Below are 14,423 nucleotides of genomic sequence, written 5' to 3'. Positions count from 1 at the left end.
GCAGATGAATAGTGGCAGCCACCACCGACGGCACCGAAGAGCACACGGCAGCCGCGTCCCGGCGCCCCCCGGCACGCCGCCGCGGCATGGGCCGGATCGCGACGGCGGTCAGCGTGTTCGGCGAACTCCTCATCACGGCGGGCCTGGTACTGGGCCTGTTCGTCGTCTACTCCCTGTGGTGGACGAACGTCATCGCCGACCGTGAGGCGGCCAAGCAGGCCGACAAGGTGCGTGACATCTGGGCCCACCAGGACGACGAGGACTCCGGTCGTCCCGCCGAGTTCGACTCCAAGAACGGCATCGGCTTCCTGCACGTCCCCACGATGAGCGGGGACGACATCCTGGTCGAGAAGGGCACGACGTCGAAGATCCTCAACGACGGCGTCGCGGGCTACTACACCGACCCGGTCAAGGCGACGCTGCCGACCTCGGGCAAGAAGGGCAACTTCTCCCTCGCCGCCCACCGCGACGGCCACGGCGCGGAGTTCCACAACATCCACAAGGTCGAGAAGGGCGACCCGATCGTCTTCGAGACGAAGGACAAGTGGTACGTCTACAAGGTCTACGGCGTTCTCCCCGAGACCTCGAAGTACAACGTCAAGGTCCTGTCGGCCATCCCGAAGGAGTCGGGGAAGACGAAGGCGGGCCACTACATCACGCTGACGACGTGCACGCCGGTGTACACGAGCCGGTACCGGTACATCGTGTGGGGCGAGTTGGAGCGCGTGGAGAAGGTCGACGCGGAGCGGACGCCGCCGCAGGAGCTGCGGTGACCGAGGACCTTGGGTGACCGAGGACCTTCGATGACCGAGGAGCGATCCGCTCTCGGTGATGCTCGTCCGAAATTGCGAACCGATTTCCGGTGACGCCTGACCCCCGCTAAATAAGGAATACCGCATTCCGTATTAGCCAGATCCGTGGATAACCGTAGTTCCAGGATAGGTCATTCAGGCACAAAAGGGTGCAACCCTCCGGGGAACCTCGGACGAGCTTTCGAAAATTGGTTGATCTTGCCCCGAGGCTTGTCATATTGTCGGGCTGCACAATTCCTTACCCGACCCTTCACATTCTCGGGGGCTTGAATGGCTGTGCTCCGTCGCCTTTCAGTTGCGGCAGTAACCGCATCTCTCGCTGTCGGCGTGTTCTCCGGAACCGCTTCCGCCGGCAGCTATAACGGCGTGTGCGAAAGCTCGAACGGCGGTGAGGTCTGTCTCTACGACGCCTCGAATACCACGGGCCGTGTCTATGACACGCTCTACAGCAAGCCGACGTACAGCGGCACGTATTACGGGACGAACGTCGGCATCGACAACACGGTGAACTCCACCTGGAACCGTGACCCGGACACCTACGTCTACTTCTGGCAGTTCGCGAACTACAGCGGACTGGGCCTGGGTCAGGCCGGTGGCACCAAGGAGAACTGGGGGGACCTCAGCGAGGCCAACTCCTGGAGCTCGCACTGCTTCTCCAGCAACTCCACCTGCCCGTACTGACAGGTAGCACACAGACCATCGACTGCGGCCTGCTCTGTGGAGCAGGCCGCAGTTTTCTGTAAGCATCGGTGATGAGCAGGTCACTTTCCATGAAAAGAAGTTCCACGGCGACACTTTTTCTCACAGTTGCAGCAGTTCTTTCGGGGTGTACCGCAGATCAGTCACCGAGTAGCGGAACGCCCTCTTCCGCTGTGACGATCAAGCCGGAGCCCGAGCTTTACCGGGGCGCCGCACCTGAACTGCCGCTCGATACTTACAGCCTCACTCAAGCACAGAAGCACGATTTGGAAGACGCGATCTATGTGCTTGCGAAGAAGTGTGTCGAGGGATTCGGCGGGTCCTGGCCCGAACCGGCGGATCCAGCCGGCGCCGCTACGGCGGCGTCGCGCCGATACGGTGTGGCGGACGAAAGGTTCGTGGACAAGTTCGGCTACAGCCCCCCGGCTCCCGAGGGAATGAGCTGGACGGAGATCGGGCAGGCTCGTGAGAAGTCACGCGAGCGGACGGCGGGCATACCGGAGGAGACGCGCAAGGTCTACACCGGGGAGGTCTCGCGAAGTGACGGAAAGAAGGTCCCGCAGGGCGGGTGCCGAGGTTCCGCGTATCGCGCCCTGGGCATGAAGGGGATCAGCGTCCCCTACTCCGACGAAGTCGATCGCATCGCGTTGTCGGCCTGGAAGGAATCGCGCGACAGCGAGATCGTCAAGAGGGCTGCACGGAAGTGGAGCCAGTGCATGCGTGAAGCGGGGTACCGCTACAACACGCCGGAAGAAGTGATTGAGAAGCCGGCGTGGAATCTGAAGGACTCCCCGCCCTCGTGGGTCGATCTGACCAAGCCGTCGGCAGGAGAAGTGCGCACCGCAGTGGACGATGTCCGGTGCAAGCGGAATTCGCTGTTCATCGAAAGCTGGAAGGCTGTGGAAACCGAGGAGCAGAAGGTTGCTCTCGAAGAGCATCGAGATCTGCTCAAGCGAGCCCGCACGACGATAAAAGATCTCAATGTCGATGTGCAGAGAATCATCGGCGCGAAGCAGTGAAGTGGCGGAGCCCCTGACCTCGAAGAACCGTCTCCGAGGCCAGGGGCTCCGCCGTGCAACGCACAAAATCACGGCCTGGAACTAAGCGCCATCACCCGCAGTGCGTCGCCTTGCTGGCGTAGCTGGCCACACCGCCGCTCGGGGACACGATGGTGCCGCCGATCAGGAGGCAGCGGCCCGCTGCGTTGAAGGAAACCGGGCCTCCGTAGTAGGAGTACTTGGTGGAGCTCCCGAACGGGGGGTCCTGCCGCTCGACGTCGACCGTGCAGCCGCCACCGGCACTGGTGCCGGCCACGCAGCGGTTCATGTAGACCATCTTGAACGTCGGCGTCCCATAGCCGCCCGCGCTGTTGGCCACGTTGACGGCGCAGTTCACCCCGGTTGACGAGTCGTAGTAGAGGTGAATGTAGCCGTAAACCGACCCGCCGTTCGTCTTGACGGCATAGGTGTCGATTTCTGAACCACCGCAGCCGTAGGCCCCCGCGTGCGCGGCAGGAGCAATAAACAGGCTGGCCGCCAGGGTGGCGAAAATTATCGAAAGTCGAGCCACTGCTTTCTTCAACTGGATTCCCGGTGAGTGAGTGATGTGATTTGCGTGACGATCCTAGCCAGGAGGTGAAGGGGTAGCAACGGATTTACGTATGCCGATGCGGGTAATGGAGGGCTTTCGGCCCGGCTCTTCTCCTGCATTTAGTCTGATTTAGCCGGGCGGGATGCATAACTGCCTTTTGTTATTTCCCGCGGCAATTATTTCGCGATATGGACGTCAAGAAACGACTGAGCCCGGGCACCCTCAGGGGGTACCCGGGCTCAGTCGTACGAGGGGCGGTCAGTCCTCCGTGCGGGCGGACGTTCCGGTCACGCCGCCGAAGATATTGCCGCCGTCGCCGCCGCCGTTGTTGCCGCCCTGGTCGAAGGCGACCAGGTTGACCGCCGTGCCCTTGGCGACGGGCGTGCCCGCCTGGGGGTCCTGGCTGAAGACGACGGCTTGGTCGTTCTGGGAACCGGTGATGTTCCCCACCGTCAGACCCGCGTCCTCAAGGGCCTTCTTGGCGTCCTTGAGCGACTGCTGGGTGACGGCCGGCACCGACACCTGCTCCTGCTCGGCGGCCTTGCCGACCTGGATGGTCACCGTGGAGTTCTTGTCCGCCGAGCTGCCGGCCTCCGGCGAGGTGCTGATGACCTTGCCAACCTGGTTCGGGTCCTGGGTCTCCACCTCGACACAGGTTCCGACCAGCTCATTGGCCGTCATCTGTGCCTTCGCCTCGTCACAGGTCTTGCCGAGGACCGCCGGAACGGTGGACTTCGCCTCTTCCTTGGCGACGGTGAGGGTGATCGTCGTGCCCTTCTCGACCTCGTCGCCGCGCGGCGGGTCCTGGTCGAGGACGGTGCCGGGATCGTCGGAGGACACCTCACGCGTCTTCGTCTTGATGTCGAACTCGTAGTCGTCGCCCGTGAGCTTTGTCCTGGCCTCTTCCAGACTCAGGCCGATCACGCTCGGCACGGTCACCTTCGGGGCCCCGGTCGAGATGACCAGGGTGACCTTGGACTGCTTCTTCACCTTCTGGCCGGCGTCCGGGTTCTGGGAGCAGATCTTGCCCTTGGCCTGGTCCTCGCAGGGCTTCGGCGTGAAGGTCAGTTTCAGTTCGGCGTTCGTGGCCGAGTCCTGCGCCTCCGCCTTGGTGTTGCTGACGAAGTCGGGCACCGTCGTGGTGTCGTTGGCCACCCCGTTGCCCGAGAAGATCCACTTGCCGATCAGGACCGCGCCCACCAGGACCAGCACAGCGGCGACGACCAGCAGGATCGTCGAGGTGTTGGACTTCTTCTGGCGGCGCCGGTCCACGCGGTCGTCGTAGCTGTAGCCGCCGTCGTCCGGGTTCATGGGCGGCATCATCGACGTGGAGCCGGCGTCCGTGGCGCGCAGTGCCGTGGTCGGCTGGTCGTCGGGGTAGCCGCCGTAGCCCACCGAGCCCATCGCGGCCGTGGCGGCGACGGGCTGGCCGTCGAGGCAGGCCTCGATGTCGGCGCGCATCTCGTCGGCCGACTGGTAGCGGTAGTTGGGATCCTTCGTCAGGGCCTTCAACACGATCGCGTCCATCTCGGGCGTGATCTCGGGGTCGAAGACGGACGGGGCCTGGGCCTCCTCGCGGACGTGCTGGTAGGCCACGGCCACCGGGGAGTCGCCCACGAAGGGGGGCCGCACCGTGAGGAGCTCGTAGAGCAGGCAGCCCGTCGAGTACAGGTCCGAGCGGGCATCCACCTGCTCGCCCTTCGCCTGCTCCGGCGAAAGGTACTGGGCGGTGCCGATGACGGCCGCCGTCTGCGTCATCGTCATGCCGGAGTCGCCCATGGCGCGGGCGATGCCGAAGTCCATGACCTTGACCTGGCCGTTGCGCGTCAGCATGACGTTGGCCGGCTTGATGTCGCGGTGGACGATGCCGCTGCGGTGGGCGTACTCAAGGCCCTGGAGGATGCCGATCGTCATCTCCATGGCGCGCTCCGGCAGCAGCTTGCGGCCGGAGTGAAGAAGCTCACGCAGCGTGGAACCGTCTACGTACTCCATGACGATGTACGGGATCGACACATTGTCGATGTAGTCCTCGCCCGTGTCGTAGACCGCGACGATCGCGGGATGGTTGAGCGAGGCGGCCGACTGGGCCTCCCGGCGGAACCGGGCCTGGAAGGACGGGTCGCGCGCGAGGTCCGCTCGCAGCGTCTTCACCGCCACGGTGCGGCCGAGGCGGGTGTCATGCGCGAGGTAGACCTCCGCCATGCCACCACGACCGAGCACCTGGCCCAGTTCGTACCGGCCGCCGAGGCGACGCGGCTCTTCCATAGCTACCTACCAGCCCTCTCCGTCGGTCCCGCCGTCACCCTTGTGGGTGTGGCGGTGGTCCGTCCGGGCATACCGTACCCGGCTCGTCTTGTGTGACCTGGCCAAGCCCGTAACCCGATACAGGACCGGTATCGCAACGTGCACCGATGTGAAGGGGACGTGAGCGGGGTCACTTCTTGCTGTCGATGACCGCCTCCATGACGCTCTTGGCGATGGGGGCCGCGAGGCCGCCGCCGGAGATGTCGTCGCGGACCGCGTTCTCGTCCTCGACCACCACGGCCACCGCCACCGGCGAGCTGTCGTCGCTGAGCTTGGCGTATGAGATGAACCACGCGTAGGGGTTCTCACTGTTGTCCACGCCGTGCTGGGCGGTACCGGTCTTGCCGCCGACCTTGACCCCTTCGATCTGCGCCTTCTTACCGGTGCCGTCCTGGACGACGGTCTCCATCATCGACTGCAGGATCTGCGCGTTCTCCGCCGACATCGGCTTGCTCAGCTCCTCGGGCTCGGTCTTTTCCAGAGCGTCGAAATTGTGCGTCTGGAGCTCGTCGACCATGTACGGCTTCATCAGCGTGCCGTTGTTGGCGATCGCCGAGGTGACCATGGCCATCTGCAGCGGGGTGGTGGCGGTGTTGAACTGGCCGATGGAGGACAGCGCGACCTCGGAGGGCGCCATGTCCTCGGAGAAGACCGAAGCGGTGGTGCGGACCGGCGTGAACTGCTCGGTGGTGAAACCGAACTTCTTGGCCTGCTCCAGCATCTCGTCGTTGCCGAGGTCGTAGCCGATCTTGCCGAAGACGCTGTTGCAGGACCACTGGAGGGAGACCCGCAGCGTCGCGTTCTTGCAGGGGATGTCCCCCTCGTTCTTCAGCGGCGTCACGGTGCCCGGCATGGTCCACGGCAGCGGGGAGTCCGTCTTCTCGTCCGCCGTCTTGTACAGGCCGTTCTCCAGCGCGGCCGCCGCGGTGACGACCTTGAAGGTCGAGCCGGGCGGGTAGACCTCGCGCAGCGCCCGGTTGAGCATCGGGTCGTCGGGGTTGTTCTTCTTCTGGAGCTTCTTCCATGCCTCTTCGTCGGAGGTGCTGCCGCCGGCGATCGTGGAGGGGTCGTACGACGGGAAGGAGGCGAGCGCCAGGATCTTGCCGGTGGACGGCTCGATGGCGGCGACGGCGCCCTTGCCGCCCTGGTTCTTCAGACCTTCGTACGCGGCCTTCTGCGCGGCGGCGTTGAGGGTGGTGACGACGTTGCCGCCCTCCTTCTCCTTACCCGTGATCATGTCGAGGGTGTTGCGGAAGAAGAGCCGGTCGTCGGTGCCGCTGAGGATGCCGTCCTGGACGGACTCCAGCTGGTTGGCGCCGTAGGCCTGCGAGACGAAGCCGGTGACCGGCGCCCACATGGCGCCGTCCTTGTACGTGCGCTTGAACTTGAAGTCGCCCGACGTGGTCTCCGTGTGCCCGGTGATCGGGTTGCCGCCGACGATTATGTCGCCGCGGGGAGTGGCGTAACGGGCGATGAGGACCCGGCGGTTGTGGGGGTCCTCCCGCAGCGTGTCGGCCTTGACGTACTGGAGCCAGTTGTCCCGGATGAGCAGGGAGAGGACGAGGAGGCCGCAGAAGATCGCGATCCGGCGCAGTGGCTTGTTCATGACGGGCGGACCACCTGGGTCATTTCAGCGTCGGGACTGGGTGCGGGGGCGGGTGCCGGGCGGCGCGCGGTGTCGCTGATGCGGATGAGTACGCCGATGAGCGCCCAGTTGGCGATGACGGAGGAACCGCCGTATGCCAGGAAGGGCATCGTCATACCGGTAAGGGGGATGAGGCCCATGACGCCGCCGGCGACGACGAAGACCTGGAGCGCGAAGGCGCCGGAGAGACCGACGGCGAGCAGCTTGCCGAAGGGGTCGCGGGCGGCGAGGGCGGTGCGCACGCCGCGTTCCACGATCAGGCCGTAGATCAGCAGGATCGCCATGATGCCGGCCAGGCCCAGTTCCTCGCCGAAGGTGGCGAGGATGAAGTCGGAGTTGGCGGCGAAGCGGATGAGCTCGGAGTGACCCTGGCCCCAGCCGGTGCCGAGGGTGCCGCCGGAGCCGAAGGCCCACAGGGCCTGCATGGCCTGCTCGGAGTGGACGATGCCGTCCTGGACCCCTTCCCGGCTGAGCGTGTACTCGCGCATCGGGTCGAGCCAGGCCTGGACACGGGTCTTGACGTGCGGTTCGAAGCTCGCCACGCCGACGGCGCCGGCCGCGGACATCAGCAGACCGAAGACGATCCAGCTGGTCCGCTCGGTGGCGACGTACAGCATGATGACGAACATTCCGAAGAACAGCAGCGACGTACCGAGGTCGGTCTCGAAGACCAGGATGAGGATCGAGATCATCCAGACGACGATGATCGGGCCGAGGTCGCGGCCGCGGGGCAGGTACAGGCCCATGAAGCGGCGGCTGGCGAGGGCGAGGGCGTCGCGCTTCACCATGAGGTAGCCGGCGAAGAAGACCGCCAGCACGATCTTGGCGAACTCACCTGGCTGGATGGTGAAGCTGCCGACCTGGATCCAGATCTTGGCGCCGTAGGTGATGTCGGCGCCGAGGCCCGGCACCAGCGGGAGCAGCAGCAGGAACAGCGCGCCGGCCATGGAGATGTAGGTGTAGCGCTGCAGGGTGCGGTGGTCCTTGAGGAAGACCAGCACCGCGATGAAGAGGGCGATCCCCATGGCCGTGTAGATCAGCTGGTTGGTCGCCTTGCCGCCGGCCTGTCCGATCTGCTGGAGCAGCTTGGACTGGTCGAGCCGCCAGATGGCGACCAGCCCGAGCCCGTTGAGCAGTGTGGCCAGCGGCAGCAGCAGGGGGTCCGCGTACGGCGCGAACTTGCGTACGGCGAGATGGCCGATGCCGGCCAGCAGGCCGAGGCCGATTCCGTAGCTCAGCAGGCCGGCCGGTACCTCGTCATTGATCGCCAACCCCACATTGGCGTAGGCGAATACCGGAATGACGACCGCGAACACCAGCAGCGCGAGCTCGGTGTTGCGCCTGCTCGGCGCACCGATGGCGCCGATCGTGGACGTGTGATGCGTCGGCGGGTTCGTAGTACTGCTCATCGTGTGACGGGGCCTCTCACGGCTTGCCTACTGCGTACCGCAGTTCGAGACGACCTTCTGCTCTTCCTCCGAGAGAGTGGGGCCGGGGCTTGGCGTCGCAGTCGCAGTCGGTGTCGGGGAGGTGGACGGGGGCGGGGACTTGGTGGACGCCGACGGGTTCGGTGTCGGTGTCGCCTTGGACGTAAGGGAGGTACGGGTGGTTCCCGTGGTGCCTCCGGCCTCGCCCTCGCCGGTCCGGGAGTTCTTGTCGCTCTCGGCGGACTGCTGCTCGGACCGCTTCTTGCACGCGGAGGCCTGCAGCGCGAGCTCGTCGATCTTCGTCTGGGCGTCCTTCAGGCCGCCCTCGGTGATCGTGTCCTCGACGAGCTTCTGCTGGTAGGGCGGCAGGTACTTGAGTTCGATCTCGGGGTGGTCCTTCTCCACCTTCGACAACGAGACCCAGGCCAGGTCCTGGCTGATCCCGCGGTAGAGGGCGACGTGCTCGTTGTTGGCGCCCACGTAGTACTGCGTCTGCGTCCAGCGCCAGCCGCCGTACAGGCCGCCGCCGATGACGGCGAGCGCGAGGGCCGAGTAGAAGGATCTCTTCAGCCACTTGCGGCCACGGCCGGGCTTGACGAAGTCGTCGTCGGTGTAGTCGCCGAAGCTGCCCGCCGGGACGTACCCGGTGGTGTCGCCGGAGCCGGGCGGGCCGAACTCGCCGCCCCCGCCGCCCTGTCCGGGCACCTGGCGGCCGAGCCCGGAGGCACGGCCCGCGGGGGTCTGCATGATGCCGTTGTCGTGCAGGTGGTGCTGCTGGTTCTCGGCGACCGCGCCGACCACGACCGGGGTGTCGGACAGCTGCCCGGCCAGGGTGTCGCCGGTGTCCAGGTCGAGGACGTCGGCGATGATCACGGTGATGTTGTCGGGGCCGCCGCCGCGCAGCGCGAGCTGGATCAGCTCCTGGACGGTCTCCTGCGGGCCCTGGTAGCTGGCGAGGGTGTCCTCCAGGGTCTGGTGGGACACGACGCCGGAGAGGCCGTCGGAGCAGATCAGGTAGCGGTCGCCGGCGCGCACCTCGCGGATGGACAGGTCCGGCTCGACGTGGTCGCCGCTGCCCAACGCCCGCATCAGCAGGGAGCGTTGGGGGTGGGTGGTGGCTTCCTCTTCGGTGATGCGGCCCTCGTCGACGAGGCGCTGCACCCAGGTGTGGTCCTGCGTGATCTGCGTGAGGACGCCGTCCCGGAGCAGGTACGCGCGCGAGTCGCCGACGTGGACGAGGCCGAGGCGCTGCCCGGTCCACAGCAGGGCGGTGAGCGTGGTGCCCATGCCCTCCAGCTGCGGGTCCTCCTCGACCATGGCGCGCAGCTGGTCGTTGGCGCGCTGTACGGCCGTACCGAGCGAGGTGAGGATGTCGGAGCCGGGGACGTCGTCGTCGAGCGCGACGATGGTGGAGATGGCCTCGGAGGAGGCGACCTCGCCGGCCGCGGCGCCGCCCATGCCGTCGGCGATGGCGAGCAGGCGGGGTCCGGCGTATCCGGAGTCCTCGTTGCCCTCCCGGATCATGCCTTTGTGCGATCCGGCGGCGAAGCGCAGTGACAGACTCATGCGCACCTCGCCCGTCGGCTCCGGGTACATCCGCACGGTGCCCACCCTCCGGTCGGGAGCGCGCCGGGGCCCCTGGTGGGGGCCGCCGCTGCGTGCTCGCTCCGCTCGCTCATTGTCGTACTACTTCCGCAGCTCGATGACGGTCTTGCCGATGCGGATCGGCGCGCCCAGCGGAATCGGTGTCGGGGTCGTGAGCCGCGTTCGGTCGAGGTACGTGCCGTTGGTGGAGCCCAGGTCCTCGACGATCCACTGGCCGTCGCGGTCCGGGTAGATCCTGGCATGCCGGCTGGAGGCGTAGTCGTCGTCCAGCACGATCGTGCTGTCGTGCGCCCGGCCCAGGGTGATGGTCTGGCCCTGGAGCGCGACGGTGGTGCCGGTCAGGGTGCCCTCGGACACGACCAGCTTGCTGGGGGCGTTACGGCGCTGGCGGCCGCCGCCCTGCTGGCCGCGCTGCTGAGGCGGCGCCGCCTGTCGTGCGGCCTGCTGCGGCCGGGCGGCCTCGCGGCGCGATCCGCGCTGCGTGACACGCGTACCGAACAGGTCGCTGCGGATGACCTGCACGGCCACGATCACGAACAGCCACAGGACGGCCAGGAAACCCAGCCGCATGACCGTGAGGGTCAGCTCTGACATTGCCCCCGCTTCACCCTTCGGCTTGCCTATAGATAACGGTGGTGCTGCCCACGACGATCCGCGAGCCGTCGCGGAGCGTAGCGCGGGTGGTGTGCTGCCCGTCCACCACGATGCCGTTGGTGGACCCGAGATCCTGGATCGTCGAGGGCGTTCCGGTCCGGATCTCGCAGTGCCGGCGGGAGACGCCGGGGTCGTCGATCCGCACGTCGGCGTCGGTGCTGCGGCCCAGCACGAGCGTGGCGCGGGAGATCTGATGGCGGGTGCCGTTGATCTCGATCCAGTAGCGGGTGCGGCCACCGGCCGCGGGTGCGGCGGGGGGTCGCTGGCCGCCCGCGGACTGCGGGTAGCCGTAACCACCGGGGCGGCCGCCGGGGGGCGGCGCGGCCGGCATGGGCGGGGCGCCCGCGGGCGAGGCGGCCGGCGGATAGCCGTAGCCGCCCTGGCCCTGGGCGCCACCGGGCCGCCCGGCCGGGGCGGGGGGAGCGGCGGGAGCCTGTCTGCCACCGCTCTGCTGGTCGGTGGAGCCGGCGAGCGTACGGCTGCGCACGCGGTACAGGCCGGTGTCGAGATCGTCGGCCTTCTCCAGGTTGACCTTGATCGGTCCCATGAAGGTGTAGCGCTGCTGCTTGGCGTAGTCGCGGACCATGCCGGCGAGCTCGTCGCCGAGCTGGCCCGAGTAGGGGCTCAGCCGCTCGTAGTCCGGCGTGCTCAGCTCCACGATGAAGTCGTTGGGGACGACCGTGCGGTCGCGGTTCCAGATGGTGGCGTTGTTGTCGCACTCACGCTGGAGCGCTCCCGCGATCTCCACGGGCTGGACCTCGGACTTGAACACCTTGGCGAAGGTGCCGTTGACCAGACCTTCGAGACGCTGCTCGAACTTCTTCAGGACTCCCATGGGGCACCTCCTCCGTCGTTGCCTTCGTCCTGCATCCCGCCGGGCGGGCACTGCCTTACCTGGTACTGCTTACTGATCGTATCCACGCGCCGGTGAATCGGCTGGTTCCCCCTGTCGGCACGGTCGACGGGTGTCGACGCCCTCGAAGTTCCCTGTGGAGCTCCCCTTCGAACTCCTCAGGGACACAGTCTTGCCATGGATCGTAGAGGGGGCCGAAGTCCAGTGTCCCGCACCTGACTGTGGACCCCGACCGGCTCCTGGGGAGATGAGCGGTACCGGTACGAGGTTGATACGTGAACAGGTACTCGTTGATACGGAGCGGAGGGCGCCGCGGATCGGTCGTCGCCGGGTGGGTTGCGCCGACTGCGCTGGTGGGCGGCTGCACGGCGGCTGCCTGGGGATAAGGGATGTGAATCCACCCTGGACGGCGTGCTAATGTTCTGCGTGTCGGAAGGCGCCGGACCGCAAGGGAAGGGCCCGAGGACACACCCAATGCGCGGGTGGCGGAATAGGCAGACGCGCTGGATTCAGGTTCCAGTGCCCGCAAGGGCGTGGGGGTTCAACTCCCCCCTCGCGCACACAGCGAAACGGGCTCACCGTGATTACGGTGAGCCCGTTTCGGCGTTCTCGGGATGATCATCGGGCCCCGGTGTGATGATGCTTACATGCGGTCGGCCGCCGGTTGTTGATCTTCGGCGTGGCGCCGGAGTGTGTCCTCTCTCTCACTCCCGCAGTTCGCGCAGTGCCTCCTCCAGCCATGCGGGCTCCGCCTGCTGGGCCGCTCTGGCCATGACCGACATGCCTCTGCGGTAGTGGTCCTCCTCGTCCTTGATCCGTACCGGGGCTCCGGTCGCGTGGTGATCATCGGTACGGCGGCCCAGTACGGGATGACGCTTCTGCTCCTCCGGAAGCGCCCGGGGACGGGACTCAGCCGGCCGCGGTGACCGCGGCGAGGCTCACTGCGGCGGGCAGGGCCTGGGCGAAGAGGATGCGGCGGTTGGCGGTGGCCGCGCCGTACACGCCCGCGACGACGATGCAGGACAGGAAGAAGATCTGGACGCGGTAGCCGGTCGGGTCGTCGGCGATCAGGCCCCAGACCAGGCCCGCGGCCAGGAAGCCGTTGTAGAGCCCCTGGTTGGCCGCCAGCGCCGCGGTGGAGCGGGCCATCTCGGCGTCGAAGCCGGAGAAGCGGCGGCCCGGGCCGCGCTGCCACAGGAACATCTCCAGGACCAGGATGTAGACGTGCAGCAGCGCCATGAGGGCGACGAGGACGACAGAGAGCGTATGCATGCGGTGATTGTGCCGGTGAGCTGTGGGCGGCGGTTCGGTGGCCCTGGCCCTGGCCGTCGCCCCGTCGTCCCGTCGGCCGGTCGCCTGGTGGCCCGGTGGCGCGGTGCCGTGGTGGCCCGGTGGCGCGGTCGGACTTTCGGCTGAGCGGGTCCCTGGGAGGGCTACGAACGGTGACCGTTCGGCCGAGGTGGCCGACGGTGCCTCGGCGCGAGATTGGAGCTCCCCTTCCCCGAGGAGCCCACCGATGCCAACCGAGTCACTCTCCGTCGTCGCCGGAGTCCGGCCCGGCGGCACCGTCCCCGCCCGGCAGGTGCCCGTCCAGGACGGCCGTAAGCCGTCCCGACCGGCTCTCCGTGCTCTCGGCGCACGCCTCGACGTGCTGTTCTGGCTCGGATGCGCGGTCTTCGCGCTGTCGCTGGCCCTGGTCACGACCCTCACCCCGCACCGGATCTGGGGCGTCTGCGCCGCCGTCGGGTACGCGGTCGCGGCGGAGCTCTCCCGTCGGTCGCCGCGCCCCTGGAGCGGGCGCGGTGCGGTCGCCGCGCTGCTCGGATCCGTCGTGGTCCCGCTGGCGCTGGTGATCGCGGTGGGGGCCGCGCAGTCGGAGGTGCACGTCGTCGAGCACTCGGGCGGCTTGCTGCTGGACTCCGGAAGCCCCTACGTGCCGCATCCGGCCGACCTCGACGACTACAACCCGTACCTGCCCGGCATGGCGCTCTTCGGGATACCCCACGCGCTGTTCGGCGGCGCGCCGATCGCGGACGCCCGGGTGTGGTTCTCCGCGGTGTTCCTGGTGAGCATGCTGGTCGCCGCACGGCGCGCCGGGTGCAACTCCCCTGGGGCGGAAGGGAAGTCGTGCGCACGTGCCGCGCTTCTCCTCGCGGCCTTCCCCGCGGTGGCGCTGCCGCTGGTCGTCGGCGGGGTCGACCTGCCGGTGATCGGGTTGATGTGCCTGGGGCTGGCGTTGGCGGGCCGGGGCGGGTCGGGTACGGCGGCGGGGCTGGCGATGGGGGCCGCGGCCGCGCTGAAGTGGACGGCTTGGCCGCTGCTGCCGGTGGGGCTGGTGCTGCTCGCGGTGACCGCGGGACGTCGGGCCGCCCTGCGGGCCGGTGCCGTCGCCGTGCTGGTGGCCGCGCTGGCCGTGGTGCCGGTGGCCCTGGCCGATCCGCACGCCTTCGTCGAGCATGTGGTGCTCTTCCCGCTCGGTGAGGGCGACGTGCGCTCTCCGGCGGCCAGCCCACTGCCCGGGTACCTGCTGGCCACGTACGTCCCCGGCGGCTCCGTCCTCGCCATGGCCGCCCTCGCGGCCGCCGCCGTCGGCGTGGCGGTGTCGTTGGCGGTACGTCCGCCGCGGACCGTCGTCGCGGCCGCGGACCGGCTGGCGATCGGGTTGGGGCTGGCGATGTGCCTGATCCCGGCGACGCGGTTCGGGTACCTGGTCTACCCGCTCGTTCTGGCCGCCTGGTTCCGGCGTACGGAACTGCTGACGGCTGCTCGCCGGGCCGGCCGGCTGGTGGGGGTCGGTCGTGGGTGAGGGGCGAGGAACGCGGCTCGGGGGAGTG

The 14,423-nt window shown here is 67.7% G+C and carries 12 protein-coding genes and 1 tRNA gene; 5 read left to right on the top strand and 8 right to left on the bottom strand.

The window, feature by feature from the left end:
• Positions 1-11 precede the first annotated feature (11 nt).
• The 3 genes from ADK36_RS10495 (at position 12) to ADK36_RS10485 (ending at position 2,530) form a co-directional block, all read left to right on the top strand.
• Positions 12-773 carry a class E sortase gene (locus tag ADK36_RS10495; RefSeq protein WP_048581424.1) on the top strand — a complete coding sequence of 254 codons (762 nt, stop codon included), beginning with the start codon at positions 12-14 and terminating at the stop codon, positions 771-773.
• A gap of 405 nt (positions 774-1,178) precedes the next feature.
• Positions 1,179-1,493: a peptidase inhibitor family I36 protein gene (locus ADK36_RS10490; protein ID WP_048581423.1), complete on the top strand. Its 315-nt coding sequence runs from the start codon at positions 1,179-1,181 to the stop codon at positions 1,491-1,493.
• Positions 1,494-1,684: 191 nt separating this feature from the next.
• Entirely contained in the window at positions 1,685-2,530 is an 846-nt protein-coding gene (locus ADK36_RS10485; protein ID WP_048581422.1) for a hypothetical protein, read from the top strand.
• Positions 2,531-2,621: 91 nt separating this feature from the next.
• Here ADK36_RS10485 and ADK36_RS48725 read toward each other — a convergent pair whose 3' ends face one another.
• From ADK36_RS48725 to ADK36_RS10450, 7 genes are all read right to left on the bottom strand, one after another.
• Entirely contained in the window at positions 2,622-3,092 is a 471-nt protein-coding gene (locus tag ADK36_RS48725; RefSeq protein ID WP_159029137.1) for a hypothetical protein, read from the bottom strand.
• Positions 3,093-3,359: 267 nt separating this feature from the next.
• The gene (pknB, locus tag ADK36_RS10475; protein ID WP_053197073.1) at positions 3,360-5,366 is read right to left on the bottom strand and encodes a Stk1 family PASTA domain-containing Ser/Thr kinase; all 2,007 of its coding nucleotides are present in this window, start codon (positions 5,364-5,366) and stop codon (positions 3,360-3,362) included.
• Positions 5,367-5,535: 169 nt separating this feature from the next.
• On the bottom strand, positions 5,536-7,011 hold the full coding sequence (locus ADK36_RS10470; protein ID WP_048581419.1) for a peptidoglycan D,D-transpeptidase FtsI family protein: 1,476 nt from the start codon (positions 7,009-7,011) through the stop codon (positions 5,536-5,538).
• Positions 7,008-8,459: an FtsW/RodA/SpoVE family cell cycle protein gene (locus ADK36_RS10465; protein ID WP_048581418.1), complete on the bottom strand. Its 1,452-nt coding sequence runs from the start codon at positions 8,457-8,459 to the stop codon at positions 7,008-7,010. The genes ADK36_RS10470 and ADK36_RS10465 overlap by 4 nt, the downstream gene beginning before the upstream one ends.
• Positions 8,460-8,486: 27 nt before the next feature.
• Positions 8,487-10,073, bottom strand: coding sequence for a Stp1/IreP family PP2C-type Ser/Thr phosphatase (locus tag ADK36_RS10460; protein WP_053197115.1), 1,587 nt, complete (start codon positions 10,071-10,073; stop codon positions 8,487-8,489).
• Between the two features lie 90 nt (positions 10,074-10,163).
• The gene (locus ADK36_RS10455) at positions 10,164-10,676 is read right to left on the bottom strand and encodes an FHA domain-containing protein FhaB/FipA (protein WP_048581416.1); all 513 of its coding nucleotides are present in this window, start codon (positions 10,674-10,676) and stop codon (positions 10,164-10,166) included.
• Positions 10,677-10,686: 10 nt separating this feature from the next.
• Complete coding sequence (locus ADK36_RS10450; RefSeq protein ID WP_048581415.1) at positions 10,687-11,571, bottom strand: FhaA domain-containing protein; 885 nt, start codon at positions 11,569-11,571, stop codon at positions 10,687-10,689.
• A gap of 494 nt (positions 11,572-12,065) precedes the next feature.
• Here ADK36_RS10450 and ADK36_RS10445 point away from each other — a divergent pair.
• A tRNA-Leu gene (locus ADK36_RS10445) sits at positions 12,066-12,149 on the top strand.
• Between the two features lie 349 nt (positions 12,150-12,498).
• Here ADK36_RS10445 and ADK36_RS10440 read toward each other — a convergent pair.
• On the bottom strand, positions 12,499-12,861 hold the full coding sequence (locus ADK36_RS10440; RefSeq protein ID WP_053197071.1) for a DUF1304 domain-containing protein: 363 nt from the start codon (positions 12,859-12,861) through the stop codon (positions 12,499-12,501).
• Between the two features lie 244 nt (positions 12,862-13,105).
• Between ADK36_RS10440 and ADK36_RS10435 the strand changes: the two genes are divergently transcribed.
• Positions 13,106-14,395: a glycosyltransferase 87 family protein gene (locus ADK36_RS10435; protein ID WP_078916194.1), complete on the top strand. Its 1,290-nt coding sequence runs from the start codon at positions 13,106-13,108 to the stop codon at positions 14,393-14,395.
• Positions 14,396-14,423 lie beyond the last annotated feature (28 nt).

This window comes from Streptomyces viridochromogenes (genome assembly GCF_001270495.1).
Taxonomy (GTDB): domain Bacteria; phylum Actinomycetota; class Actinomycetes; order Streptomycetales; family Streptomycetaceae; genus Streptomyces; species Streptomyces viridochromogenes_A.
The sequence above is the reverse complement of the archived record's forward strand: the minus strand, read 5'-3'. Positions and strand labels throughout refer to the sequence as shown.

What these genes read in the sequence shown, in the direction of transcription:
- pknB (WP_053197073.1), bottom strand. Translation starts at nt 5,366, where the DNA reads ATGGAAGAGCCGCGTCGCCTCGGCGGCCGGTACGAACTGGGCCAGGTG.
- ADK36_RS10470 (WP_048581419.1), bottom strand. Translation starts at nt 7,011, where the DNA reads ATGAACAAGCCACTGCGCCGGATCGCGATCTTCTGCGGCCTCCTCGTC.
- ADK36_RS10465 (WP_048581418.1), bottom strand. Translation starts at nt 8,459, where the DNA reads ATGAGCAGTACTACGAACCCGCCGACGCATCACACGTCCACGATCGGC.
- ADK36_RS10460 (WP_053197115.1), bottom strand. Translation starts at nt 10,073, where the DNA reads ATGTACCCGGAGCCGACGGGCGAGGTGCGCATGAGTCTGTCACTGCGC.
- ADK36_RS10455 (WP_048581416.1), bottom strand. Translation starts at nt 10,676, where the DNA reads ATGTCAGAGCTGACCCTCACGGTCATGCGGCTGGGTTTCCTGGCCGTC.
- ADK36_RS10450 (WP_048581415.1), bottom strand. Translation starts at nt 11,571, where the DNA reads ATGGGAGTCCTGAAGAAGTTCGAGCAGCGTCTCGAAGGTCTGGTCAAC.
- ADK36_RS10440 (WP_053197071.1), bottom strand. Translation starts at nt 12,861, where the DNA reads ATGCATACGCTCTCTGTCGTCCTCGTCGCCCTCATGGCGCTGCTGCAC.
- ADK36_RS10435 (WP_078916194.1), top strand. Translation starts at nt 13,106, where the DNA reads ATGCCAACCGAGTCACTCTCCGTCGTCGCCGGAGTCCGGCCCGGCGGC.